The sequence below is a fragment of the Yersinia sp. 1252 StPb PI genome (assembly GCF_048593885.1).
Taxonomy (GTDB): Bacteria; Pseudomonadota; Gammaproteobacteria; order Enterobacterales; family Enterobacteriaceae; genus Yersinia; species Yersinia enterocolitica_E.
Genome location: NZ_JAZGQE010000063.1, coordinates 1 through 23,692, shown reverse-complemented (window position 1 = coordinate 23,692; position 23,692 = coordinate 1). Strand labels below are relative to the sequence as shown.

The window sequence follows — 23,692 nt, the reverse complement described above, 5'->3', positions numbered from 1 at the left end:
CTTGGAAATGGAGACGGGATAATAAATAAATAAATATAATGAATGATCACAATGGCAGTTCAGTGAAAATAGAGTGCCTCGAATGTGGAGAATACTTTGATTTCCTTTCACCACATATTAATAAAGCACACTCAATAACAATCAATGACTATCGTGAACGCTGGAAAATACCGAAGCACATTGCATTAGCCAGCCGTTCGTACCGGCGTAAATGTCAGGAACGGATGCTTACCCGGATAAAAAATAAAGAGCTATGCCCCGCTGAGCAAGTCGAAATGATGCGGATAGCTTACAGGAAATCGGCCAATAAACGCGAAAAGTCAGCACTTGCCAAAGAGCGTGCATCCGAAACGGCGAGGAACAAGCAAATCTGGAAGCATTCCCCGGCTATCAAGCTTGTCTCTGCCGAACTGAAACAGGAAGCCATCGCGAGGATGAAGGCACGACCATTTACCAAGGAGCCAGTGAAAAGCATTGCCGCTGCTCTCGGCCTCTCAGTCAGCCGCCTTTATGCATGGGTAAAGCCACAAGCTTGATTGTTTTTCATCCTCCGTTCATACTTATGCGCATAACCCTGCGCATAGGAGCAACGATGATGAATACTGTCACTTCAAACCGCCACAGCACCAAGCGAAGCACTAACGTGTATCTTACTGCGGCACTGGTCGAAAAAGCCCGGAGTATGGACATGAACCTCTCTGCCACGCTGGATGTACTTCTGGCACAGGCTATCGAAACTAAAAACGGTGAACGGGAATTAGAGAAGCAGGATATGCAGGCCATGAACGCCTACATTGCAAAAGCTGGAATGCTTTCAGACGATGAATTTTTTGGGAGCCTGTAATGTCACGGCAATTCGACGTTTACCGTAATCCATCGGCCAAAACAAACAAACTTTGGCCGTATTATATGATTATCCAGAATGATTATTTTGATGACTTAACGACACGGATTGTCGTTCCGCTTGTATCCCAAAAAGAACTTTCACTTAACCAGAAAAGAATAACACCACAGGCAGTTGTCAATAATGAAATTTATTATATATTCACGCCTTCCCTGACGTTTCTGGATGTAAAGAAAATTAAAGACACGGACTTTATTTGCAATGTATCCTCGTCAAGAAATGAAATAATTTCCGCTCTGGATGCCATTATTACCAACACCTGATCGCAAATGAAAAAAAAGTCGCAAATAAAGGCGACTAAACCAAACCTTCCCTGATGTTGTTATTATCTGCACATTTTGACACTATATAGTGACTATGTGCAACCAGTTTAATCTATCTGGCAGCACTCTACACTAGCTCCATTTACTCAATGGAGCCTTTCGCTATGGCTGAACCGTACCTGAAAAACCGCCGCCGCTTCACGTCATCGCTGGATAACCCACTCGTCCCCCTGTTTGACGAGCTGGCCGCAAAGACGCGTATCCCTAAAAGCCGTCTGCTCGACGAGGCCATTGGCGATCTGCTGGAAAAGCATGGCATTCCCCGTCCTGTAACCGACAAGAAAGCCTGAACGTGATATGAAGATAGCCCGTGCAAACGGGCTATACGTTCATTCCTTATTTGCTGTAGCAATCACGAGGAACCGTTCACGTAAAAATTTATCTGTAGGACGCTTATTTTTAATATAATCGTTATCTTCCAGCCAAATTCTCATGTTATTAATGTCGTAATTTAGAAAGCCAATATCTTTCTTATGGAATTGCATAATTTTCAATATATACCATGCGGGGGAGCGTTCATTTCCATAAGCTAATTTACCATCATCGACATTCTTGCCCTTGTATATTTCGTAGGTTTCACCACTGAATACCAACCCTCTTTCAGATACGTCATTTTCCACCGTGAATTTAACGCCCATATGTTTACGCATGAAAATACTTAATATCTCATCTGCGTCTAATCCATCACACGCATGAGGGAAATATTCGATAGCACTCATACGCAACATAATATAAAGATCATTGGCATCAAACAGGGTGCATTTCAATTTAGAGAAGGCCATATATACTCCTTGTAATCAAAACCCTGACTGTAGCGCCGTTCTGCCGCTGGGTAAACCGCCCCACTCACAGCAATTCGGTAAAACGCCCATTCTGCCGAATTTACCTACTTATCCACCGTTTCTGTGGATAACGCTACATCTTGTGTGCCGGTCATTTGCGACCGATACTATATGTAGTGCCGGACGGGGCAGGTTCCGATCAACTGTGGGGGTGTGTTCTGCCCTGCCCCGCTCCGGCCATTCGGTAAAATTCCGCATTAAGTGGATTTCCCCGAAAACGGAAATGTTGCCAGCGGGGTTTTCTTCTCTATTCCTGGGGCTGTGTTTTACGTCAAAATAGACGTAGCGGATCACGTAATAACGCAGACAGCGGAGATTGATTTTTTGACTAACTTACCCCTCGCGGTTTCGCAGAATTCGCGTAGCGTCGCTTCGGCGCACCTTTCAGCACCGGTAGGTATCGATTACCCTCTTGCCTACGCGCTTCGCCAGCTCGCTGCGTCGTATACCGGCTATCCGCTCTATCTGCTTGCCCCTGAGGTTTCGGTACTGCTCGATGCCGTCAGCAGCGTGTACCGCCGTACATTGTTTGATCTGATGTGGAACACCGGCGCACGCATCAATGAGGCGCTGGCCGTCACCCCGGAAGATATCGTGCTCGATGCCCCACGGCCTTATGTTGTGCTGCACACGCTTAAGCAACGCATTGAACGCCGTAACGGGCGCCCGCCCAAGAAAAACCCCGTCAAACGCGCTGTACCGCTTCTGGACGATGCTTTTACCCTGCGGCTGCGTGACCATCTGGCGACCTTCACACGGCATCAGACAAAGCCTGTATGGGACATTACCGACGATACCGCCCGAAACTGGCTCAGTGAAGCACTGGCCGACTGCCAGCGGCGCGGGCTGCGTTTCTCAATACCGGCCATCACGCCTAAAACGCTGCGGCACAGCTTCGCGATGCATCTGGCGATGAACGGTGCGCTGCCGGTGACACTACAGGCATACATGGGACACAGGGATTTCAAGAGCACGCAGCACTACCTTAAAGTGTTCGCTCTTGATGTAGGTATTGGACGGGAACGCGGGGTACAGTTTACCTATCCGGTAAATGGAGATCTTCTGTTACAAGGTGACATTGTAACTAAATAGGTTAACCAACAACATACATTAGATATATATTGGATTCCTTATGTATATCCAATGGAAATCCATAATATGCATCATAGATGCCCTAAAGGTATCCTTACTACCTTTCTAAGTCCATCAAATCACGTTTTAGTGACGTTTATAAACCCGTGCTATCATTTAATCACCGGCATCTGTGCGAAATAGCCGGTTGTAACGCACCTTCCAATCCCTTCACGTCATGGCGAACCTATCGCCACTGGCGATAGGTTCCCAAAAGGAGCCATTATGAATCACTCCCGTAACACTTTCAGCCAGAACGAATGCGAATTTTTGTCTGAGTTGCTTAACGACATCGAGCGCAAAAAGAGACTCGTCCTACGATTTGACGAACTTTATCAGCAGCAGTTAAAAGCGCGTATTTCTGCTGACCGCCTCTCTGAGATCGATGTGTTTGGTACTATTCACATTCCCCCGAAAGGGTTCTATGTGTTTCCAGTACAGGAAAAAGTTTATCTGGTCACGTTTGATAATTTTTCCATCTCGCTGGATCATATGCAGCTTGGCATGGCATTGACGCTTGAAGTTCTGACGATGATGAAACGTGAGACTGACGACCTGTCTATTCAGGATGCCTACACAGCCCTTCGGCATAGGATTCTGGAAAAATCAGACGTTTGGGATGGGGCATACACTTATGCTCTTCTCGCTGGCTCACTACAATACTGCGGATAGCAGATCATAGGGCTGATTAATCAGCCCTTTTTTACGTTCATGGGAAATCTATTGGATATCCCATAGAAATCCAAAAGAAACACTTTGCACATCCAATAGGTTTATGTAGTATATCCATATCAAAATTAATCAACGGGAGTGCAAACATGGCAATTTACGCAGTGTCACACCATAAAGGCGGTGCAGGGAAAACAACGTCTGTCGTTCATATCATTGGCGAACTTAACCCGGATGTAATTATCGACCTGGATGTCCTTATGAGCCTGAGCATTATCAACAAGCTGCGTCCGGAGGGAGAACGATGGAACGTGATGGTCATATCAAACAAAACGGAGTTACTTTCTGTCCTGCGGAAACTCGATGAAGAAGGAAAGACTGTACTTATTGACTGCGGCGGTTTTGACGCAGATATCAACCGTACAGCTGTAGCTGTGGCAGACGTTGTGATCGTGCCTGCCAACGATGATGTAGTTGAACAAATAGGGTTGGCTAAGTTTGACCAGACGCTGGCAGAAGTCAGCCAGCAAATGAAGATCGACCTGCAAGCCAAAGTGATGTTATGCAAAACAAGTCCAAACCAAAAACACTTCCCTTTGATGGATGACACAATCAGTAAAGCAAAACACCTTTCACTGCTGAATAGCCGCCTATCCTATCGGCGTGGTAATCACGGATTCACTGAATCGTTAAAAAAGGGGATGGGGATCACTGAGGTAAGGCATGGCCGTTCTTCGGCGGCAGGCAAGGAGATAGTAGCGCTGATCAAAGAGCTACGGGAACTGGTTGCAAGCTAAATTTGATGTAAAATAGATATACATGGGAAATCCAAAGTATACCCTTTGGATTTCTAAAAGAAATTCAAAGTATGTTTGAGAGGTTCCCTTGGCTAAAAATAAATCAGTCTTTGATGTAGCTTCAGACGTTGGCGTTGGTAATGAAGCCCCATTACAAGTTAATACTCCTGCGGCAAGCATCGCGTCTCCTGTACGTAGTGTTCGTCCCAAGACTCTGAAAGCAATTCCGACGACGTATTTTGATGCACACCAAAAGCTTCGTGACACTAATAAAACGAACCTTGATTTTGCAAATTACATCATGGAAGCGTTACGTGAAAAATTGGAACGTGACGGATCTCTTTAATAAACCCTATGGATATCCAATGAATCCCCCTAGGATATCCATAGAATTTACTTAGGAAACCTTTATGAGTCAGCATTGGTTAGACGGGGAAACCCCCAAGGGCACAGTAGAAGTGTTAGTCGGTTGGGATCAACCGTTAGCTTACTTTTTCATGGTAATCGAGTCTTCAAATCATGATGAACCGCTCTATTCCAACCTGTATGAAGATGATCCAGCGTCACTAACGTTGGAGTATTTTCAGTCGGTTCTTGAACGCTTTAGTATTAAAAATATCTCTCTGGAACCGGGGCATGAATCCGGGTTGTACGAATTACTAATTTCAGACCGGGATAATGGCCGGTAAGCAACTTAGCTACAAAAAAAGCGCCGATATACTGATATAATTTGCCAGTGAATCAATAGAAAGCCGCCGTTCTGGAAGGCTAGTATTCACTAAGGCAACGATGAAACTGCAAGATGTAGCTGCTGTTTCTACGCGCTTCCCAGAGGCTGATTTCTGGATAGTTCGTAGAGGCTCTTTAAAATCCGTGGGGGAACCAACCTATACGTTCAACCCTGAGCATATAGGGATAAAGGTTATCAGGACTGATCTGTTACTGCCTCGATACCTTTATTACTGTCTGATGCATATTCATTCAGCAGGAAAATGGAAGCCTCTTGCCACGGGTACACTTGAGCTGGTTAACATCCGTGTTTCTGATATCAAGCATATCGCGCTAAAACCGCTCTAAACCTATCGCGTTAGCACGCTACCAATACAGGGCAGACTCTATCTGCCCTTTTTTTAAAACGCTCTGAGGGGCTGTTATGCCTATTACGATTGATTTACCTGATATGAACCAGCAACGTTTGTTGCTCCTGCGTGACGGGGCAGAACGTGGCCGTGAAACGCTCCGGCACAATCTCAATGCGCCTCACTTCCCGCCAGTGCCAGAGTTAAACGTAGCCGCGTTCGGTGATAAGCACCTGCGCACAGAGTCCGAAGGATGGGAAGCGCCGGATCCGCAGCTCGTGAAGGCGTGGTTCACCCAGTTTCAGGCAACGTTCCCGGATTATGCCTCAGAATCTAAATTGGCCGCACTGCTGGGCTTGCAGTGGAAACAGGGTGATCGACGGATACGGGCGTTTAAATCCGGGGATGCGGCGGTGCCTTATGGCATCTGGCGTCATTTTCTGGTGATCACAGGGCGAGTTAGTCAGGAAATCATCCCTGTCTTGGGGATTTTTGATATGAATCCTGATCAGGAATAGCACTGCGCACGCTCAATAACCGCCTTCAGGCGGTTTTTTTTTGCCTGTGAGCCGGTGCATTGTCTCATGTGGAAAACCCATTTGTTGCGTACCGGCAACAAACAGGTTTACGCACAATCGCCAGTGTACGCCCGTTCGTCTGGCCGTTTTGCTCACGCTCAATAAGTTATTTTTTGGGGGTTTTAAAAGCGAGGGAAGGGTATTGAGCAGCATGTCGCCGGGTGAAATACCATTGTGCCAGGAACACTATTATCAGCGAAAAAAACCGGGATCCTGAGGCCGGTTTTCCTGATTTTTCAGGTTTTCAATTTCCAAACGGCCCCCTAAAACATCTGATTTATATACAACATAAATAGCAAGATTTTCAGGTCAACTGGAACGAGGTGTAAGCCTGTACCTTTTTAATCCGTGCTGTTGGATTGGGGTGCCGTTTTTATCGCACTGGTGAGCCGCTGACGCTTGTTTTCAGGCTGATTTCCGATACTTCCCGCCCCCTATCCTGTTAAGCCGGGTTTTAACGGACTCAAAACGATAAAGTAGGTAAGGGCGAAAAGTGCCTTTTCGCTAAGTTGTGTCCAGTTGACACCATGCCTCCGGCTATCGGCCGGAGGTGCTACATAAAATATTGTGGGAAGCGTAGCGACCATACCGAACCGGCGCGGCCATTTGGCCGCTGCAAGGGCGGTCATTAATCAGGCTGTCCACAGGACAGACTACGAATAGGTTTTCTTTTTAAAGGGAAGATCTTTTAGGTCTTTAAAAGACTACTCGCACCTATTGGGGTAAACGATTTGTATCTAATGAACCAAATCCCTTGCACTTAAATGTGGATAACAGGGTTTTGATAGGTGCCGGTCGATGAAAATGGTGATCGCTGATGGGAATAATGTCGCGTAGAGGCAATTTTTGATATTGCCAACTCTCGTAGCCGGCTAATTTTGGTTGTTTATTGCTCAAATGCAAGCTGGTGACGTGCGGAAGCCTCCGGGTGTATCGGAAGGTTTAAGATTATGCTGGTTAGGCTGCTATTCGAGTGTGATGGCCTCTGGCGAGGATCATCCTTTTATTCACTCGTCGCGAAACTTCGGCCATTACTGCGTCTTTATCAGCAGGGAACCGGCGCTCTGCAATTTCTCTGGTTAGCTCACGTTTTACCAGCGTCATAATTTCGCTCCGTTGCCGTTCTGCGTCTCGGCGTGCTCTGGCTCGTTCGTGGCCGTGCTGCTTACGCTTCATGTGATAGTCATAAAAGCGATCACGGCGTGACTTCATGGCCGCTAACATCAGCTCGTCTACAGGGAGTTTTGAAAGCCCCTGTCTGGCTCGCTGTTTGTTCTTCCACGACACGCGAGATTGACGCGCTGCATCAACGGCCTGAGGGGAAATATCGAGCGCATCGAAGAATGCCGGTGTTAGTGAAATATCCGTAGGGAAGTGGCACCCAAGCGCACCGCAATATTCGGTTTCATAGGTGACTAGACCAAGCAGGGCGAGAAATTGCAGTGCTCGCGTAGCGCGAGTGATCGATAAATTACCGGATGCTGACTCAGTGGCCAGTGAGCACTCGATGGCCATAGTAGTGATAGTCGCGTTTACGTGGTTTTCCAGCGGGTCATAATGGAAACAGATCGCCTGCAACAACGCTTCAAGTGCCTGCTTACGGCAGGGTGGCGGCATACGGCGACGCTTACCGGTGGAACGGGCAAAGGAGACGAACATAGCAAAAGCGAAACGCGTAGTGAAACCATCAACGGCTTTCATCAGCTTAAGGTTAAAAGGCAACGTCCGTTTGTCGTCAGAAACCGAAAACTTCGGATGCGCATTTCTTGGCCTACGGCCGATATGCAGATCGGGGATTAGATTCTCAGACACGCCCGCCCGCACTTATGGCGAACGGGGGTTGATTTGCACAATGCATAAGGTATAATCCTTCATAGGTTTATATGCCTAGCCCCTACTAATCTCTCCCGGCCGCCAAACTGAGAAGAAGATTATAGGGGCTTTGTTTTTTGGGCTTTTCAACCCTTCCTTCGTCACCTTTCGGCGTGACCTACCTCAAAATTCTTTACAACACATAGGTTTCGTAGCAGAAATCTACCACTGTTACGGTTGATGATCAATCACCAGAATCGTTAATCATAACTGAATGGTTTACATCTAACCACCCCGATAACCGCTTTTCCACAGAATCCGGGAACGGTCTACAGCTTGTCTGTGGAGCGGTACGGGATTGAACAACCGCAGGGCGTTAGTGAGGTACGACTGGCGATGCCAACCTCTCAACGGTGCTCGTTTTCCAAATACGGCTAGGGGTAAGGATTCGTGCGTAAATGTGTAAGATCATTCTACAGGCCACGCCAGTTCTGGTTTTGCATGTTTATATAAATTTTAACCTAAGCTATAACGTTGGTTTTACTGTCCCAATTAAACCCTTGAAATAAAAATATCCCTGATAGCCGGTACAAAAGAATTAAACTCTTAGCGTGGTTTTTTACAGCATTGGACCTCAAACCCCTACTGAGCGTCAAACCCCGTTTAAAGCTAATAAATACTGGTCAATTTAAAGAGTACTTCAAATGATACAATCATCGTTGTCTGTCTAAATATTGGTCTTGTTACCTGTTTACGTACGAATCCTTACGCCTAGCCAATACTGCTTTCGCTACCACTCTTGCTCTGGCCAAGTTCACCAGATAATGAAAAGTGGTAGCGGAAGCACGCTGCCGGACGTTTTACAAGGGGAAGGAATAGCCCTTCCCCTGAGAGAATGTGATCACTGTGCCGGTGGTGGTTGGCCGTTGTCCGGGCGACGGCCACCGGATAAAATTTGCATCGTGCCACCAAAACGGATCACAATTTCCGTGGTATACCGCTCCACATTGTCGTTATCTACCCATTTCCGGGTTTTCAGATTACCTTCGATATAAACCTGCGTTCCCTTCATCAGATACTTTTCGACGACTTCTGCGAGCTTGCCGAAAACAGAAATACGGTGCCATTCGGTTTCTTCGCGTTTCTCTCCGCTGGTTTTGTCCAACCAGCTCTCTGACGTTGCTACTGTAAAATTTGCTACTTTGCTGTTATCCGGTAATACCCGAACTTCAGGATCTTGTCCCAAATTGCCTACAATAGTAACTCGGTTAATTCCTCTGCTAGCCATAACATCCTCGCTTAATTACCAGAACGGTTTAATTTCAGGAGTTTCACAGCGAATAATTAAAGAGAGATTCGCATTATAAAAAACCTCATACTTATCTATATTTTCAGTGCAAAATTTAGCCAGCTCACCCTCAGGTAATCGAGGGCTGAACTCATTTCCTAATTCATCGACAAATTGCTCGGTATCATCCTGATATACAATTCTACCGATGCCGCCGAGATATGTTTCTACATCCTCGAATATCCTATGTTCGGGATTTAAATCTAAATAAATTACATTGCTAGGTTTCATCTTCCCCCCGTCAATATTGATCTTGCTGGATTTCATTTAAGACTTCGCGATAGGCATTGCTTACAGCCAAAAGAGAGTCTTCATCGAGTTTGTAGTCCTTAAACGCGGCGGCTGCCGTCAATGTTTCTACGTCATTTTTATTTAAGTAACCGAGTATCTCGACCAGCTCGTCGATCACGCGCTGATGAAAAATCTCATAATATAGCCCACATGACTTGTGCGCTCTGTCCTCAATGGCCGTTACGAGTACGCTGGCTCGGATAGAGTCTTTCTCTTTAGACCAAGGGTGTCTTATGAATCCACTTTTCATCATATCAGCCCTTTAAACGTCCAAATGCGTCCAGAACTTTTGACTTGAGCGCATCGTCACCAGTCGGGCAGCTATCCAGCTTGTCACGGCGCTTCTTGAATGTTTCCCACGCATCAAAGCCGTGTCTACCGTACTTCTTAAGCGAATAGAACGTGTTAATTGCAGGCTGGCATTCTTTGTCCTTGCTCCCGGATAACATGCCCCCCATGCAGAATAAGATAGTGCAAGGGTCGTTCGGGTCTACTGGCTCCTGATGCACTTCCCCTAAGTCCTGCAAGGTGAATGAATCATCGGCCTGAGCTGCGCCTAGCGCCAATAAAATACATATCACTAGGGTAATCATTGATTTTTTCATTTAGCCTCCGAGCATCGCCATGATGCGGTTCACATAATCTTGAGTCTCTTTATACGGTGGTACATCGCCGTATTTATCTACTGCTTTTTCCCCGGCGTTGTACGCAGCAAGAGCCAGACGTAAATCACCGTATTTATTGAGAAGGTGAGAAAGAAACCCCATGCCAGTTTTTATATTTTGCTCTGGATCAAATGGGTCTATACCTTGTTTATCGGTATGAACTGGCATTAATTGCATTAACCCTTTCGCCCCAGCTTTACTTACAGCGTGAGGGTTGAATGATGATTCCTGCTGAATGAGCGCCTTTATTAACTCCTCGCTAATATTATATTTATCAGCGTATTTTTTAATGATAACGCTAATGTCTTCGGGTAGGTTTCTGCGTACCCCATTAACTACCGGATGATTAACAACCGCCTTAATTTCCGCGACTACTTCTTTTTGAATGGTGGCTAATTCAGAAAGAGAGCGGGTTTTCCCCCATGACGATTGCATAGCTTGTGTCCACTCGGAGGAAGCTGTCGCCTCGTCATGATACCGGCCACTGTTATAGCTGGCCGGTACTGTCGCGGTTTGTGGTTGTGCTGAATCACCATAGAGCGACGCATAGAGCAGTTCTGCGTCACTGGCGGCCATACTCTGGCCGCACATAGTAAGAAGCAATATCACAAGCGCGGGTTTCATCATGGCTGAATGTCCGGGGCTGTAACAGCCTGACGAACCGGCTCGTTACCCAACCCTTCCGGGGCGGTCAAATCGCGGTAAATTACGTGACGGTCGGAAAGTTCGAACAACTGGCCGCTACCGCCTTTCATCGAGGTAGTACAGCCAGAGAGCAGGGCAAGCGCGATAATTGCAAAGATGATTTTTTTCATGGCCGTTACCTGTTTTTCTGGAATGAAACAAGATGATGAGCGTGATCAACCACGACATAGTTATCGAGGCCAACCAATAGCTGTAACGCGTCCAGTACCGGCATAGTGCGGTGAACACGGGCGATAGGTGGAATAGGCTTATCAACCAACAACGCCGCTTCACGCGGGGCAGGATAGCGCGTAGTCAGACGGTAGCCGGTGGGTTCGAGCAGATAATCAATCGCCTGTCGAACGGTAGTCACATCTTCCGGCCATACGGTGCGCATGTAGACAGTCAGCGGATCAACAAACTGATAGCGTGGGTCTTTTGCATTTGCCGGGATTGCACCACCATTGGTGAAATTCCCGGTTACATTGGCATCATAGCCATACATAGGACGGCTGGAACTCGTCGTAACCGATGTTACGGTGTAAGGCTTACTAACCGGTGCCGCATCACCTGAAAATGGATTTCCCGCCGCTTGCGATAACAGTGGAAGGGCAACCAGACAAAGTACGGCCAGTGTTTTAATCGACATAGTTTTCATAGAGAACCTTCCACGGTTTGATAAACATTTCATCTTCGGTAATGATGCGGATTGGCGCACCGGCATGGAGAGAAACGGTAGGTACGATTTGAAGATATTTTTGAGCTATCCCTCCAGCCTGATTACGCGCACCCTCGCCAAAGTTCCCGGCCAAACTCTCGTTACCGTCTCCGGTGCCTTCATAGCTGGTTTTTGTACCGACCAAGGCATAAGCAGTAACACCAAGAATTTGAGCCATCAGGTGTCTGTCTACTTCGTCGCCTTCAACCGCTGGCGTTCCCATGCGATCAAGAACGCTGGCCTTGCGAAAATCAATGCGATCACCGTTTGGAAGAACCAGCCATTGCACAGTGAATGCAAGACGGTTTTGAATGACCTCATTCACACCAGAAGCTTTCACCGCTTTAATCAGTAACTGGCTACCTTTAGGGGCAAGGATGTAGGAGTTAGTCGCGTCGTAAACGTCATTAGTGATCATCGCTTTCATCGAGCCACCGGCATAATCAGAAATCGCGGTATAGGTTGTGATAGCGTTTATTTCAGCACCAACGGGGAGTTTGATCTTGCCCTCTGTACTGGCCTTATATTCATTATCAGCCGCATACCCGACAACCCCGGAAGGTACGGAACTGTTAGCAGAACTACCGCCAAAATCGCCGCTCGATACCCCCCCAACCCCGGCACCGGCAACGGCTTTACGTTGAGCGGCCAGATCAGCATTTGCCGCCGTAAGACCTGATGTATCTATGCCCTGGGATTCCATCATCTGAATACGGCTTTGTAAGCTACTACGCTGCTGATCCAGTTCAGAGATACGCGCTGCGTTCGTGTTCTTGCCCCCGGTATTGGAGGACGCTCGCGTAGTGGTACTCGCTGCATTACCAGCAGGGCGTGATATGGCATCACCGGAATCAGCGTAACGGGTCTGACGGGCTTTGAGAGCACGTTCCACCTCTTGTGCTTTAAACCGCGCTTCAACATCGCCAATCAGATCTTTTTTATCCGTGCCGGTGCCAGCACCTTCCCCGCCTGAAACCGTATTTTTCGGTAGCTGTACGTCATACGGGCTTTTGGCTGGAACTGACGTTTTCCCTTCCTGCTTCATGGCTTTTTCACGGCTATTAAGCAGATTTTGAAACCGATCAGGGTCGTTATTCGTATTTGTTGTCTGTTGTTTCGTTGCTTTTGGGGCGTCTTCTTTTTCCTTTTTGTTATGATTTACAATGTTGTAAATCATGTTGATCAGCAGGAATAACATTATGGTGCCCACAGCGATAATGAGATAAAGCTGGCCTTTACGCTTATAGGTCGCGGGCTTTTCATCAATGCGCGTTTGACGTTCTTCCATTATCAGGATTCTCCGTTAGTCGCATTATCTGCCCGGTTAATTTCCAGCTCCACGCCATCAAGGGTTAGTGTGAATTTTGGATAAATCCCTGACATGGAATAGATAGCGTAAGCATCATCATACTTAGTTGGGACAATGGCTTTTTTGCCGCCAACCTCAGCCTGTACCGCCATAAGCCCACGATTAGGATTAGATAATCTGATATAGGTAAAACGGCCATCATCATAAACATCAGAAATAATATTTTTACCTGCAAAACCTTTACCGGTAGACCAGTTATAACGGGTAAAAATGTGATAGCGATATTTCCGCAAAGCATCCATTACCGCTGTACGTTTATCTGACTCTGAATTAAGGCGCATTTCGTTTAACTGACTGCGCATAGCTCCGGCATCAGCCATGCCGGATGAAGAATAAGAGTTAATGGCGCTACGATCAGAACGACTAAGAATCCCGTTGCTATTACCATTAATCACGACACACGCCATATTTTGTGAGGCGGGTACGCGTGTAGCCTCAATATCTAAGGCTTGACCGTTGGTGAGGAATACAGTTGCCATTGTCTTTTCACCGCCAACCTCTGCCGACGTTGGGCGAATAAGAATCTGATTGGCGGCTCCGTCTACGTCCCACAAAATATTTGAATTCTTAGGCTCAGAAGTCACTATTTGCGTTCCTTCGGGTAACTGGACACGCGTACCCAAATAGAGGGCTGAATTAACGTTCAGCACCATGTTCTCTTTCCAACTCACAACACGGCACTGTGCCGCCTCTGCATTTGAATAGGTAAACGCAGCGGTAACAGCTAAAAGGGAAAGTGTCTTTTTCAGTTTCATATAATTACCTATCCAGTTCTTCTTGAGACAAAATAACGATACCGAGCGGGTTAATGCGTAACCAGCCCACGGATTTTTTACTTACTTCATCGCGAGACAACAAAGTCCATGTAATGCGGATCATATGCGGTGTTTTTTTACCGTCAGATTTCCCTTCACTATTGAATGTCGTTTCATCCCACGTAATAGTGGTGCGAATGACAGGTTTTTTAGTCCCTGAAAAATCACCTTCGATTTGATCATAGTGATCTAGTCGAATATTTGAAATATCAGTTCTCGGCTGTGATTCCGGCTTGGAAGAAATAATCGTGGCTTTTTCTGCTGCATTGAATGCACTTTTATCAGTAAACAAATTAAATAACGAATCGCCCAAAAATACACCGGCTTCCGCGTAGTCTCTCTTAATAGTCTCAGGGTGGGTTTGAAAACGAGACTCAATATATTTTGACAAACCAGCATTAATAGTTCGTACAAACACCGGCTGTTCATTTTCTGGTTTGAATTCATCTATAGCCGTAGTGCCATCTTGAAACATTTTCACCCATACAACCTCATGAGTGCGTTTAGATGCTTCTACCGCATTATTAGATTTCACTACGGCATATATGTTTATTAAAGCCAGACCGAACACCGCAGCAAGTAAAATACTCCGGTCTGTACGCAACACAGCAAATTTTGTTTTGCTGGCTACCCGGTTGCTTGTATCAATGTCTTTTTTATCTAATGGCATAATTAGTTACCTATAAAAGTACAGCTTTAACAGCTTGCGCGGCCACTTGTTTTGCTGCATTTGTTGCAGCGTTACTCGCAGAACCAACACCAGAAGCCAGCATTTTTGCAAACGAGTACGAGCTGAAAATCATCACGCAGGAAATAAAACCGAATACAATAATGGCTATCAATAAACCAAGGTTTTCGTCTGTCACTACTAAGGGAGCGGATATATCGTAATTGCTATCAATCAGCGCAGATCCTGGGTTCTGGAAATCACCCGCTGCATTTATTGTGGCTTTCATTACCAACATGCTCAGAAGACAGGTAATGCGAAGAACTAAACCGCAGACACCCCAACCAATAAAGAATTTAACCCAACCATCGAAGATCCCGCGAGTCCAAGGAGCAATCAGGAATGGGATAAACAGGACTCCTAACATTTGTGCCAACCCAATACCTAACGTGGCGTAAACATCTGACAAATAGAAAGCCACTTGCAAGAACAATGAGATAACCGCCCATATGATAGTTATCGCCCACATATAAATTGCGTCAGTAAAGCCAACATCAGGAGCCTGAACAGCCTTGTTGATAACGCCATCAATAAAGTTCGATAGGAATAATTTATCGCGAGAGCCAATGGTTAAATACTGGAAAGTATCGGCCAACTCATTAAATGCATATTTAATAGTGTCTGTTACCATGCCGAATGATGTGATTAATGCCATAGTCACAATCCAGAGGATAACTAACGTTAATATTGCCACCCAATCAGCCTTACCGGCTATGAACTTTAATATCTCACCCGCAGCACACACAAACATTAGGAAGGTAGCCACAGCCATAACGAACATATAAATATCACTGCCTGAACTGGACATTACGGAATTGATGTATTCATTGATATTTGCATCTATTTTTTGCGTCAATGCGTTATCAATAGCGAATGCAGGAAACGCAGATAAGGCACAGACTAAAAATATAATAATTTTGTTTTTAGACAAAGCAACCCCCTTACGGTGAAACCGTAATTTTCACCACCGTTATTTTAGGTGGTAATTTTTAACCAAGTTGTCAGCCGATTAGACTGGCAAACCTAAATACATTTTTGCCTGAATAACATCACCAGTACCGAACCCTAATTTATTAACCATTAACCAACGAATTTCGCTTTCAATACGAGTTGGTGTCATTTTACCATCCCATGAAGATTTGCTCTGTCCATCAATACGGTCATACAATGACACCAACTCTTTCAATTTTGATTTTGCTTGAGCTGATGAATATCCCGCATAAGTTTTTTTGGAATAGCTGAGACTACCACGAGAGGGTATATCTTCCTCCGCATGATCTTTTGCTTCAAACTCACAGCTAATACGGTTTTTTGCCTTACATGTTTTCTTATATTTTTGTACAAGTGCTGAATGCTGTTCATCAATATTTTTTTGAATAGGGTCAACATAACGTTCAGCCGCTACTGCACAGGATGAAAATACAACCAATAGCGCTGAAACAACAACCGAATTAACTTTCATTATTTATCTCCTTTAAAAGCATCTGCCATAGCTTTTTCTTTTAGCTCTCTTGTTCTAGCCATTTTATTGAAATAATCATTAGCGATTTGGTTAGACATTTTGAAATCAGTATTCCCTTGTGCCTGTTGATTAAGGTTTTGCTGAATTATCAATTGATTCTGTTTTGCCATTAATTGCATGGTTGCCAGTTGATCATTATCGCCTAATGTATCAAGTGCATCCTGTGTTTTTTGCGCTTCTTCTGCTTGTTTAGAAATATTTTGGTCGAAGTTATTACCAGCTATATCCTGTCTAACAGATGATTCTGCTTTACGTTTACGATATTGAAAAATAGCTTTTGCACGTTCTCGATCATCACCGCTGTAAGGGATCGCCGCATTCATTTGTGACCATTCTTCATCACTCATACCCCAACCGTTCAGCAGCTTATTACGCTCTACAGCGTCGTCCCACGGCTGACTGCCAACGTTCGGGTCGTCTCCAGACGCATATTTAGGGTCGTAAAGATCAACACTCTTAAGCTGGTCAAGGAAGTTCTGTAGATCAACCCCCTTTAGCTGTGCTTTCAGTGCTTCCGCTTCACGTAACACCTGCTGGTAGTCGGCCAGCATCTGATCGTAGCGTTTATAGGCTTCCAGCAACTGAGTATTACTGAGAACGGTTTGCTTCATATACTGCTCGTAATCACGGATACCCTGCGAGATTTCCCGCAATTGCCCGGCAATCTGCGTCGCATCCGTTACCGGAATGATGGCATATACGGAGCCGCTGAAAACACCGGCTAAAAGAATCGCAATTAATGTACGTTTCATAAGTACATAGTCTCCTTATCACGTTCGGTTTCTTCCGGCGTTCTCGGCATACTAAGACCGTCAACAATCCGGGATACGGCTTCGTCTATATCGCTCACTTCTGAATAAATACGTTTGGCTAATGCGGCTTCATGAGGTGTCGAGGTACAGATAGCGTATTGTTCTGACTCAACAATGAGGTTAACAACCTTTGCGATCTGAGCCTCAGGGATAACGATATACGCCTGCTGCGCACGTTTGAGATTCTTGATTATCTCTACCTGTTCAGCAGAAATACCAAAAGCCTTAACGTAATGCTCAACGTTCCCGTTTGGGTCACTCATGAAGATGAATACTGACGCGGCTGAACGCAGGGTTTCCCATTCATCCAGTTTCGAATAGTGCTCCGGGTTCTGTGTCCAGAAACTCATACCGCCGCCGTGCTTGAACCAAGTACGCGCCTTGGTAATCGCCCAATTTGCCGCGCCGGGGACTGACAGCGTGTATTGCGCTTCGTCAATATCGAGCATTTTTGGCAGTTCGCGGTACTTCTCCGATTCGAACAGCCGCACCGTGCGGAAGAAGATTTCATGCTGTATAAGCTGCGCGGTCTGCGGCTGGTCTTTTACTGCGGCAAGGTTGTACACGGAGACAGGAAGATCTAAAACGCCAATGGCATCAACTTCATTATCAAAAAGTCGCGCATAGTGGCCTTTTTCAAAAAACACTGCCATTTTATTACGAATACTTCTGCCGCATTTAGCCATTAGCGTAGACAGGGTATTAACGGAAAGACGCCCCTCTATTTCGGAGAATTGCTGCCTTAAGAGACTTTTTAACGAATTGGCAATTTCGTTGGTTTCATCTGCTGTGAGGTATTTTTCGTCTTCACGTTCATTAAATCTGAGCATCAATTTTATTTGTTCAATGACATGAATAATAAAATCTTCATCGTTAGCATCTATTACCGTCGCGAAAGTATTAAAGCCTTTCCTCATATCCTGAGACAGTGTGAAAGCCGCACCATCCTCTTTAAAGAAGTTGGCGACAGGAATTGTACCTTGGTCAATATCAAGGGCTGAGTAGATACCGCCGAGTTTAGAAAAATGTGTGGCTATGACGTTCTTAAAGAACGACTTACCGGAGCGGGTTGGCCCTACACCAATAATGAGGTTTTTATCCGCAACGCTTGAGGAGAAGTGGAAAGGTACGCCGTCGTCAGACTCAAGCACATATACGGCTTCTTCCGTTTCAAACCCTTTCTGCCACGTTTTGATACCTTCATGTGAACGGTAAAATAAAGCCGCCGCACCGACCTGAGACGAGTTATACAGCATCGTTCTGTAGGACTTTTTCGGGCAACAAATCTGCATGTTGAAATAGGCGTCTTCCAGACCGACACCTTCCCACACAAGGGTCATTGAGTCAGAAATAACGCGATCAACTTCCTTAGCGGTATCAATAAGCTTGTAGGGGTCAGTGTCAAATACAGCGATAGATGAAACATACTCACCGATGCGATCCGGTGAGTTGGTGGCATCCATTAATTCTTCCTGCATCTTCTTAAGATGCGGATTTTGTTTGACTTTGTTTTCCAGCCGTTCCCCATCGACGCGATTATTCATCAACTCAGCGAAGCTGATCTGATTACGATAAATTTCGTTCTCTTTAGCGGTAAGAATAAATGAACGCTTAAGAGCTGTTACGGTAGAGAAGCGATTGAAATAAACATAGTTACCGCGAACAAGAGCAGGGCGCTTGCCGCTTGCATCACTCGTCCACACGCCCTCAGGTACAGATTTCTGCCCCTGCTGAATGATACTCGCGATACGGACATAAACCGGTGTCCCTGACTCTATTTTCAGCATAGGGACGCCATCAATAATGACGTTCTTCACGTCTTCACCGTCAAGCGTGTACTGATCCCAACTATCCACCGGCACTGGACAAGCTTTAGAGGTCAAATAACGAGGGTTAAAATTGGCGAGAAACTTCTGTAGACGCCAAATTCCCTCAACGCCCATCTCGGCATTTTCCGGGGAGAAGAAAGACAGGCGGCCATTCAGGTCTTTGAGTGTGTCGCGCAGCTTACGACACTGCTTTTTGTACTCGTCTTGCTCAATAATAAACGCATCGCTGTTCTTGAACACCAAGCCAACACGTTTACGTGCATCTGCGTCAAAAATACTGTTGAAAAGGTTCTTGGCAAAAGTAGTTGAAAAAATGCTGTTGAGATTTTCATCAGGCATGATCTCAATAATCCAGACCAGCCGTGAGCTATTCAGATTACGAACTTTGTTAAGGAATGCCTGACGACGTTTAGAAAGAAGCTGGCTGCGTGGATGTTCACGATCAGCCAGCTTAATTTTCGCGCCTTCGTAGTGCAGATAATATTCTGATAACGATACGTTGGCCGGAAGCAACTGGACGATGTTGCGTAAAACCATACTGAGAGATTTGCGTACCGGCTCAGTCATAGATGAAGGGTCTACACCGGTTAGAGCCAGACCGCCGATCACCGTGCCGGTATAGGTATAAATAGCATTCTGTTCATGACCGGCAAGATTCAGTTGTTCGTTATATGGACTAGAAGGCATAGTGTTACCTCCTTACGCCTGTAACCAAGTAAACAGCAAGGCAAGGTTGAATACTGCGATAGCACCGATGCACACACGCATTACCCAAGCCAACGCACCGCCGCTCTGCTTTGGAATAGCAATCCACATCAGGATTGCAGCACACGCAGATACGAACGCGACAAACAGCGTACCCGCACCACCAACAACGTTCATCACGTCCTGCATCCAAGTGATGATTTTCTGTAAGTAGCTGCTGTCTGCGGAAGGGAGCGACACATCGTTATTTACTGCANGTGCTGCCGTTGAAAAAAACAGCGCACCTGCCAGTGAACAGCCCTGTGCAACCCTGTGCTTAATCATTGAAAACTTACCAACAACTTTCTGTTTCATGTACCATCATCCTTTGTTATTTGAGAGCTTGATAAAAACAACTTTACGCTGGGTAGTTTTGCTATTGTTAAGGTTCCCGGAACTAAAAATCACACGACGCCAGACGATGTGAGCGTCTGCATCTTCGCTGTGGATTATGTAAACCGGGATAACCGTTAACAGTACAAAAACAATGAAGGCCAGCACCGCCGGGATACTCCAAAACTTGATAGCCAGAACTAACGCAAAACCATTCAGGAACACTAAGAGGATGTACATTTGCTGCGGTATACCCGCCTTCATGCGCCTGTCAGTGAACACTTTTGCGTTGCGGAGATTTGGATTTCCCTGCACTTCAACATTCTGGGTCTGTTGTTCTTGCATGGTTAAGTATTACCATTCAGTATTACATAAGACTCTTATAGCATCGAACGGGAGCGGGTTCAATTAAGAGATGAAGAAACTTTACGATTACGTTGAAGCCTTGAAACGCGAGACGAGACTGAACACCAACTGGAAAATCGCAGATTATCTTGGTGTTAGCCGTCAGTTCATCACGACGCTAAGGTATGGGAAGGTTTGGTTAAGCCGAGAAAAATGCTTAGATATCGCTAATGCCTTGGGGATAGATGCCACAGAAATCGTGATGACGATAAACGCAGAAAAGAGTCAATCCTTAGACGAACGGGCGCAGTGGTTAGCTCTTGCGGAACAGAACCGTACGCCCATCAATCCCCCGCCAGACTTTCAGCCAGATGGCTCGCCACGCAGGAGAAATAAGCCAGTTGCTAAAGAAAAGAAGTAACTAATGCTTATTTAACGCGAACTTTACATATATTACAAATTACGATCAATAACAAAATGAGAGACGCGCCAATTTTCTTGAACAAAAAGAAAATGGCGCAACCTGTGAAACTTCACGAATTGCAAGAATAGTCTTAACCTGTGAAGTGAACATTCTGATTTATTACTGACAATTGTCATTCACCGTCTACACGTTCATGCACACCAGTTTTAGTGTTGAACTTAAATATCATAGTGACCTTGCCGTCGATGATGCGGCTTATTTCTGTTACCCGACGTCCCCATTTTGGATCACGGTGCGTCTGCACAATGACGTCTATAGCACCGCGAATAAGCTCACCAGTTAAGTGATAATCAACCTTTCCTGACGAGGCCAGAAGATACTGAATACGGATGATGGCATTCAGACAACTGCTGCCGTGAATAGTAGCGGCACACCCACGAACGCCGGTATAGATAATCTGCATTAACGCATCTACGGCATCTGCTTTACGCAATTCACCAACCCATAACCGATCAGGTTGTTGTCGTAGGGATGAATGAATGAGAGCAGGTAGGTCTACAGCACAATCTTTGCGGTTAGGAGCTTCCATCGCTATTCCGAACGGGAACATATCGTGTAGGTGCAATTCCTGAGTATCCTCAGCCGTAATCAATCGCTCTCTTTTGTCGATGAATTCAGCGAGCAAACGAAGGAGCGATGTTTTACCGGAACCCATGTTCCCGGAGATAAGGAAGATATCCTTTCTCATGATCACGTCGCAAAGATAATCGAGCATTTCCTTCGTTAACATGCCCGATTCGGTGAAATCATTTTTAACGAGCGTTTGTTTTGGCACTTTACGCAATGACATAGTTGCACCGGAAGGCGTCGTTGAAACATGCGTAGCATTGATACGGCTTCCATCCGGTAAGCGAGCATCAAAAAGCGGAGAAGCCAAGGTGAACTCTTGGTTAAGAGTTGTAGCTATTTGTTCAATCAGTGACACCAACGCTTCTTCTGATTCAAACGCACAGTTTGTCTTTTCAATCATCCCTTTTCGCATAACACTGATGCGATCATATCGGTCTATAAAAATGTCCGTTATGTCGGGAAGATTGTAAAGTTTGATGATAGGGATCATCTCGTCATGGATAAGGTTCCAGCGTTTAATGCCTGTAGTGTTTTCATCCGGGATAGTTCCAAATGGATATTCCATAGATTCGTTCTCCTGTCACAAAGCGTATGGTTCGAATTGATGAAAAATGACGAGGCCGTGTGAATGTGCCGGTGACGGTTCAACTGAACCGGCGCGGGTCATATGACGTATATTGCCGTCGTTAGTCACGAACTTAGGCCACAGATTTTTTAGATAAAGTTCTTCGTATTTTGAAAGTACAGACGACGACGAAAAAAGATAAATTACATGATCAATTTTTTCATGTTGCCAGTCCTGCATATGACCGTAGAAATTGAAATAGATACGGTTAACGTCTTTTTGTGTTAGCTCGACTTCTATCGCAATCTTGACGCCAGATGCATTAACGATCAGCAGGTCGGGGCGACGAATAAAATTCTTCTTTGCGAGTTCTGACTCGCTAAAGAATTCCTTCACGCCTTTCTGTGTTGTGAGGAAGGTCTGAATGCTGTAACTGTGAATAAGAGTATGCAGAGGAAACTTTCTTAAAACTTTAACATCAAGCTCCGGGCTATAAATCCGTGCTTGATGAATCCCATCCGGGGTTAACGTAACAATCCGCTTTCTGGTTCCCGGTACGTATTCTTCTTTGGTGATCCCACTCTCAACCAGTTTTTTAAAAAAAGCACCCTGACCTTCAACGTTCACCCCTAACATTTTTGATAATAGATCGCGGGATGAAAAGCCAAATTTGGCAAGCCACAATACAACTTTTTCTCGTTTCTGAGCGTTGATGTCAAACGTATTCAAGATTAGCTCCTGTTAAAAAATATCGTTATCCACATATTCACCTGAGCGTCAGCAAGTGAACCGGCGATAAGCTCGGTGAACGATGCTGGGCGACGGCGTAAGACGGCGCAAAGCGAATGTGAATTTGTGGGTAACGGACTCTCTTATATATTGCACGAAGCATAGAACATAAATCTTCAACTCTGTTATCCACAAATCCACATGCGCGTAAGCCAGTGAACAGGTCGCCCTTAGCGAACCTGAGAACGGGAGCGGTGCGACGACGTAAGGCGGCGCATAGCAATTGTGGATCTGTGGATAACGTAAAATCTTACATGGAGCACGGACAACAAGCCCCCTTAGGGGGCGGGTTACGTCTTTAAGCAAATTGAATAGATTGTTTCCGCGCCCACGCGGGAACAAAGGTATTTTTTGCGCCCACGCGAAAAATGCCGGTCTATCCTGGGCTTCTCCCGTTCAGGGTGAAGCATAGGACGCGGAGCGTTCAATCCGCGTAATCCGCGCGGCGTCAGGGCGCGAGCCAAAGGCGAAGACGACTGACCACCCCCCTTAGGGTGGAGCAAGGTTCCCCGCTAGGGGGAACCGCCGCTACCCGAAAGTGGAGTGAGCCTCTTAACGGAGAAAAGCGCGGCTTGAGGCGTATACGCCGATTCGCGCCTTTTCGCCGGTAGAGGCGACACGACACTAAGGGCAAGGATACACGGTACTGGAGCGAAGCGAAAGTGCCGGGAATCCGCAGCACCCTTATGGGGGTGGTCAGTCGTCGAAGATGGCTGACGCCGCGCGGGGGAATTTCATTGTCGGGAGGCGTCCAGCCGACCAGAAATGAAAGGGGGTGGAGGCGTAAGCCGGAATCCCTAAGGGCCTGTTTTCATCCAAGAAAACAGGCCCGCAAAGGTGTTTCGTAAGTCGCTTCAAAAACGCCAAAGCGTTTATGATAAGACGCTCGAAACATGCTCTTGACTATCTATTTTAGCCCCTATCTTACCCCCTATGTAATATAATAG

Annotated in this window: 31 protein-coding genes and 1 pseudogene; 12 read left to right on the top strand and 20 right to left on the bottom strand. The window is 45.9% G+C overall.

The annotated features are described in order from the left end of the window. Positions 1-38 precede the first annotated feature (38 nt). From V2A85_RS11425 to V2A85_RS11410, 4 genes are all read left to right on the top strand, one after another. The gene (locus V2A85_RS11425; protein WP_420071468.1) at positions 39-536 is read left to right on the top strand and encodes a MucR family transcriptional regulator; all 498 of its coding nucleotides are present in this window, start codon (positions 39-41) and stop codon (positions 534-536) included. A 59-nt stretch (positions 537-595) separates the two neighbouring features. Then, complete coding sequence (locus V2A85_RS11420) at positions 596-844, top strand: type II toxin-antitoxin system CcdA family antitoxin (RefSeq protein WP_420071471.1); 249 nt, start codon at positions 596-598, stop codon at positions 842-844. Continuing rightward, on the top strand, positions 844-1,167 hold the full coding sequence (locus V2A85_RS11415; protein WP_420071467.1) for a CcdB family protein: 324 nt from the start codon (positions 844-846) through the stop codon (positions 1,165-1,167). The genes V2A85_RS11420 and V2A85_RS11415 overlap by 1 nt, the downstream gene beginning before the upstream one ends. Before the next feature lie 164 nt (positions 1,168-1,331). Further along, positions 1,332-1,517, top strand: coding sequence for a ribbon-helix-helix domain-containing protein (locus tag V2A85_RS11410; RefSeq protein WP_100936167.1), 186 nt, complete (start codon positions 1,332-1,334; stop codon positions 1,515-1,517). A 39-nt stretch (positions 1,518-1,556) separates the two neighbouring features. Here V2A85_RS11410 and V2A85_RS11405 read toward each other — a convergent pair whose 3' ends face one another. Further along, positions 1,557-2,009: a hypothetical protein gene (locus V2A85_RS11405; RefSeq protein WP_420071466.1), complete on the bottom strand. Its 453-nt coding sequence runs from the start codon at positions 2,007-2,009 to the stop codon at positions 1,557-1,559. A gap of 459 nt (positions 2,010-2,468) precedes the next feature. On the opposite strand from V2A85_RS11405, the gene V2A85_RS11400 reads away from it, so the two are divergent. From V2A85_RS11400 to V2A85_RS11370, 7 genes are all read left to right on the top strand, one after another. Continuing rightward, positions 2,469-3,161, top strand: a complete 693-nt coding sequence (locus tag V2A85_RS11400; protein ID WP_420071470.1) for a tyrosine-type recombinase/integrase — start codon at positions 2,469-2,471, stop codon at positions 3,159-3,161. 264 nt (positions 3,162-3,425) lie between these two features. After that, positions 3,426-3,872, top strand: a complete 447-nt coding sequence (locus V2A85_RS11395; RefSeq protein WP_420071465.1) for an antirestriction protein — start codon at positions 3,426-3,428, stop codon at positions 3,870-3,872. Positions 3,873-4,018: 146 nt separating this feature from the next. Beyond that, the gene (locus V2A85_RS11390; RefSeq protein ID WP_420071464.1) at positions 4,019-4,666 is read left to right on the top strand and encodes a ParA family protein; all 648 of its coding nucleotides are present in this window, start codon (positions 4,019-4,021) and stop codon (positions 4,664-4,666) included. Positions 4,667-4,754: 88 nt separating this feature from the next. Beyond that, positions 4,755-5,012, top strand: a complete 258-nt coding sequence (locus tag V2A85_RS11385) for a chaperonin (protein ID WP_414061949.1) — start codon at positions 4,755-4,757, stop codon at positions 5,010-5,012. A 64-nt stretch (positions 5,013-5,076) separates the two neighbouring features. Further along, the gene (locus tag V2A85_RS11380) at positions 5,077-5,355 is read left to right on the top strand and encodes a hypothetical protein (protein WP_420071463.1); all 279 of its coding nucleotides are present in this window, start codon (positions 5,077-5,079) and stop codon (positions 5,353-5,355) included. Between the two features lie 100 nt (positions 5,356-5,455). Further along, positions 5,456-5,743 (top strand): hypothetical protein, encoded by a 288-nt coding sequence (locus V2A85_RS11375; protein WP_414061947.1) that lies wholly within the window; start codon positions 5,456-5,458, stop codon positions 5,741-5,743. 76 nt (positions 5,744-5,819) lie between these two features. Beyond that, on the top strand, positions 5,820-6,263 hold the full coding sequence (locus V2A85_RS11370) for a hypothetical protein (protein WP_420071462.1): 444 nt from the start codon (positions 5,820-5,822) through the stop codon (positions 6,261-6,263). A 1,017-nt stretch (positions 6,264-7,280) separates the two neighbouring features. Here V2A85_RS11370 and repA read toward each other — a convergent pair. From repA to V2A85_RS11285, 17 genes and pseudogenes are all read right to left on the bottom strand, one after another. Then, positions 7,281-8,135: a plasmid replication initiator RepA gene (gene repA, locus V2A85_RS11365; protein ID WP_420071461.1), complete on the bottom strand. Its 855-nt coding sequence runs from the start codon at positions 8,133-8,135 to the stop codon at positions 7,281-7,283. Positions 8,136-9,039: 904 nt separating this feature from the next. After that, positions 9,040-9,423 (bottom strand): annotated as a pseudogene (gene ssb / locus V2A85_RS11360) (single-stranded DNA-binding protein); the annotation flags it as partial. A 15-nt stretch (positions 9,424-9,438) separates the two neighbouring features. Next, on the bottom strand, positions 9,439-9,714 hold the full coding sequence (locus V2A85_RS11355) for a hypothetical protein (RefSeq protein ID WP_420071460.1): 276 nt from the start codon (positions 9,712-9,714) through the stop codon (positions 9,439-9,441). 10 nt (positions 9,715-9,724) lie between these two features. After that, complete coding sequence (locus tag V2A85_RS11350) at positions 9,725-10,027, bottom strand: hypothetical protein (protein ID WP_420071459.1); 303 nt, start codon at positions 10,025-10,027, stop codon at positions 9,725-9,727. Between the two features lies 1 nt (position 10,028). Continuing rightward, the gene (locus tag V2A85_RS11345) at positions 10,029-10,379 is read right to left on the bottom strand and encodes a TrbM/KikA/MpfK family conjugal transfer protein (protein ID WP_420071458.1); all 351 of its coding nucleotides are present in this window, start codon (positions 10,377-10,379) and stop codon (positions 10,029-10,031) included. Continuing rightward, entirely contained in the window at positions 10,380-11,063 is a 684-nt protein-coding gene (locus V2A85_RS11340; protein WP_420071469.1) for a lytic transglycosylase domain-containing protein, read from the bottom strand. Next, on the bottom strand, positions 11,063-11,254 hold the full coding sequence (locus V2A85_RS11335) for a membrane lipoprotein lipid attachment site-containing protein (RefSeq protein ID WP_100936186.1): 192 nt from the start codon (positions 11,252-11,254) through the stop codon (positions 11,063-11,065). Before V2A85_RS11335 ends, V2A85_RS11340 begins: the two co-directional genes overlap by 1 nt. 5 nt (positions 11,255-11,259) lie before the next feature. Beyond that, positions 11,260-11,781: a pilus assembly protein PilL gene (locus V2A85_RS11330; RefSeq protein WP_145595558.1), complete on the bottom strand. Its 522-nt coding sequence runs from the start codon at positions 11,779-11,781 to the stop codon at positions 11,260-11,262. Continuing rightward, a complete protein-coding gene (locus V2A85_RS11325; protein ID WP_420071457.1) occupies positions 11,762-13,129 on the bottom strand; it encodes a TrbI/VirB10 family protein in 1,368 nt (455 codons plus the stop codon). The genes V2A85_RS11330 and V2A85_RS11325 overlap by 20 nt, the downstream gene beginning before the upstream one ends. Positions 13,130-13,131: 2 nt before the next feature. After that, positions 13,132-13,965: a TrbG/VirB9 family P-type conjugative transfer protein gene (locus V2A85_RS11320; protein ID WP_420071456.1), complete on the bottom strand. Its 834-nt coding sequence runs from the start codon at positions 13,963-13,965 to the stop codon at positions 13,132-13,134. A gap of 4 nt (positions 13,966-13,969) precedes the next feature. Continuing rightward, a complete protein-coding gene (locus V2A85_RS11315; RefSeq protein ID WP_420071455.1) occupies positions 13,970-14,695 on the bottom strand; it encodes a hypothetical protein in 726 nt (241 codons plus the stop codon). A gap of 10 nt (positions 14,696-14,705) precedes the next feature. Then, complete coding sequence (locus V2A85_RS11310; protein WP_420071454.1) at positions 14,706-15,683, bottom strand: type IV secretion system protein; 978 nt, start codon at positions 15,681-15,683, stop codon at positions 14,706-14,708. A gap of 78 nt (positions 15,684-15,761) precedes the next feature. Continuing rightward, complete coding sequence (locus V2A85_RS11305) at positions 15,762-16,214, bottom strand: hypothetical protein (RefSeq protein ID WP_420071453.1); 453 nt, start codon at positions 16,212-16,214, stop codon at positions 15,762-15,764. After that, on the bottom strand, positions 16,214-17,026 hold the full coding sequence (locus tag V2A85_RS11300; RefSeq protein WP_420071452.1) for a hypothetical protein: 813 nt from the start codon (positions 17,024-17,026) through the stop codon (positions 16,214-16,216). Before V2A85_RS11300 ends, V2A85_RS11305 begins: the two co-directional genes overlap by 1 nt. Continuing rightward, positions 17,023-19,602: a VirB4 family type IV secretion system protein gene (locus V2A85_RS11295; protein WP_420071451.1), complete on the bottom strand. Its 2,580-nt coding sequence runs from the start codon at positions 19,600-19,602 to the stop codon at positions 17,023-17,025. Before V2A85_RS11295 ends, V2A85_RS11300 begins: the two co-directional genes overlap by 4 nt. Before the next feature lie 12 nt (positions 19,603-19,614). Then, positions 19,615-19,974, bottom strand: a complete 360-nt coding sequence (locus tag V2A85_RS11290; protein WP_420071450.1) for a hypothetical protein — start codon at positions 19,972-19,974, stop codon at positions 19,615-19,617. 6 nt (positions 19,975-19,980) lie between these two features. Continuing rightward, positions 19,981-20,337 (bottom strand): hypothetical protein, encoded by a 357-nt coding sequence (locus V2A85_RS11285; RefSeq protein WP_261371783.1) that lies wholly within the window; start codon positions 20,335-20,337, stop codon positions 19,981-19,983. Between the two features lie 70 nt (positions 20,338-20,407). Here V2A85_RS11285 and V2A85_RS11280 point away from each other — a divergent pair, with 70 nt between their 5' ends. Continuing rightward, a complete protein-coding gene (locus tag V2A85_RS11280) occupies positions 20,408-20,758 on the top strand; it encodes a hypothetical protein (RefSeq protein ID WP_145595569.1) in 351 nt (116 codons plus the stop codon). 175 nt (positions 20,759-20,933) lie between these two features. Here V2A85_RS11280 and V2A85_RS11275 read toward each other — a convergent pair whose 3' ends face one another. Next, positions 20,934-21,956 (bottom strand): CpaF family protein, encoded by a 1,023-nt coding sequence (locus V2A85_RS11275; RefSeq protein ID WP_420071449.1) that lies wholly within the window; start codon positions 21,954-21,956, stop codon positions 20,934-20,936. A 15-nt stretch (positions 21,957-21,971) separates the two neighbouring features. Then, positions 21,972-22,685 (bottom strand): hypothetical protein, encoded by a 714-nt coding sequence (locus tag V2A85_RS11270; protein WP_420071448.1) that lies wholly within the window; start codon positions 22,683-22,685, stop codon positions 21,972-21,974. Positions 22,686-23,692: the final 1,007 nt, after the last annotated feature.

Coding starts and splice junctions, on each gene's coding strand:
- V2A85_RS11425 (WP_420071468.1), top strand. CDS start 39: ATGAATGATCACAATGGCAGTTCAGTGAAAATAGAGTGCCTCGAATGT.
- V2A85_RS11420 (WP_420071471.1), top strand. CDS start 596: ATGAATACTGTCACTTCAAACCGCCACAGCACCAAGCGAAGCACTAAC.
- V2A85_RS11415 (WP_420071467.1), top strand. CDS start 844: ATGTCACGGCAATTCGACGTTTACCGTAATCCATCGGCCAAAACAAAC.
- V2A85_RS11410 (WP_100936167.1), top strand. CDS start 1,332: ATGGCTGAACCGTACCTGAAAAACCGCCGCCGCTTCACGTCATCGCTG.
- V2A85_RS11405 (WP_420071466.1), bottom strand. CDS start 2,009: ATGGCCTTCTCTAAATTGAAATGCACCCTGTTTGATGCCAATGATCTT.
- V2A85_RS11395 (WP_420071465.1), top strand. CDS start 3,426: ATGAATCACTCCCGTAACACTTTCAGCCAGAACGAATGCGAATTTTTG.
- V2A85_RS11390 (WP_420071464.1), top strand. CDS start 4,019: ATGGCAATTTACGCAGTGTCACACCATAAAGGCGGTGCAGGGAAAACA.
- V2A85_RS11380 (WP_420071463.1), top strand. CDS start 5,077: ATGAGTCAGCATTGGTTAGACGGGGAAACCCCCAAGGGCACAGTAGAA.
- V2A85_RS11375 (WP_414061947.1), top strand. CDS start 5,456: ATGAAACTGCAAGATGTAGCTGCTGTTTCTACGCGCTTCCCAGAGGCT.
- V2A85_RS11370 (WP_420071462.1), top strand. CDS start 5,820: ATGCCTATTACGATTGATTTACCTGATATGAACCAGCAACGTTTGTTG.
- V2A85_RS11355 (WP_420071460.1), bottom strand. CDS start 9,714: ATGAAACCTAGCAATGTAATTTATTTAGATTTAAATCCCGAACATAGG.
- V2A85_RS11350 (WP_420071459.1), bottom strand. CDS start 10,027: ATGATGAAAAGTGGATTCATAAGACACCCTTGGTCTAAAGAGAAAGAC.
- V2A85_RS11345 (WP_420071458.1), bottom strand. CDS start 10,379: ATGAAAAAATCAATGATTACCCTAGTGATATGTATTTTATTGGCGCTA.
- V2A85_RS11340 (WP_420071469.1), bottom strand. CDS start 11,063: ATGAAACCCGCGCTTGTGATATTGCTTCTTACTATGTGCGGCCAGAGT.
- V2A85_RS11335 (WP_100936186.1), bottom strand. CDS start 11,254: ATGAAAAAAATCATCTTTGCAATTATCGCGCTTGCCCTGCTCTCTGGC.
- V2A85_RS11330 (WP_145595558.1), bottom strand. CDS start 11,781: ATGAAAACTATGTCGATTAAAACACTGGCCGTACTTTGTCTGGTTGCC.
- V2A85_RS11325 (WP_420071457.1), bottom strand. CDS start 13,129: ATGGAAGAACGTCAAACGCGCATTGATGAAAAGCCCGCGACCTATAAG.
- V2A85_RS11320 (WP_420071456.1), bottom strand. CDS start 13,965: ATGAAACTGAAAAAGACACTTTCCCTTTTAGCTGTTACCGCTGCGTTT.
- V2A85_RS11315 (WP_420071455.1), bottom strand. CDS start 14,695: ATGCCATTAGATAAAAAAGACATTGATACAAGCAACCGGGTAGCCAGC.
- V2A85_RS11305 (WP_420071453.1), bottom strand. CDS start 16,214: ATGAAAGTTAATTCGGTTGTTGTTTCAGCGCTATTGGTTGTATTTTCA.
- V2A85_RS11300 (WP_420071452.1), bottom strand. CDS start 17,026: ATGAAACGTACATTAATTGCGATTCTTTTAGCCGGTGTTTTCAGCGGC.
- V2A85_RS11295 (WP_420071451.1), bottom strand. CDS start 19,602: ATGCCTTCTAGTCCATATAACGAACAACTGAATCTTGCCGGTCATGAA.
- V2A85_RS11285 (WP_261371783.1), bottom strand. CDS start 20,337: ATGCAAGAACAACAGACCCAGAATGTTGAAGTGCAGGGAAATCCAAAT.
- V2A85_RS11280 (WP_145595569.1), top strand. CDS start 20,408: ATGAAGAAACTTTACGATTACGTTGAAGCCTTGAAACGCGAGACGAGA.
- V2A85_RS11275 (WP_420071449.1), bottom strand. CDS start 21,956: ATGGAATATCCATTTGGAACTATCCCGGATGAAAACACTACAGGCATT.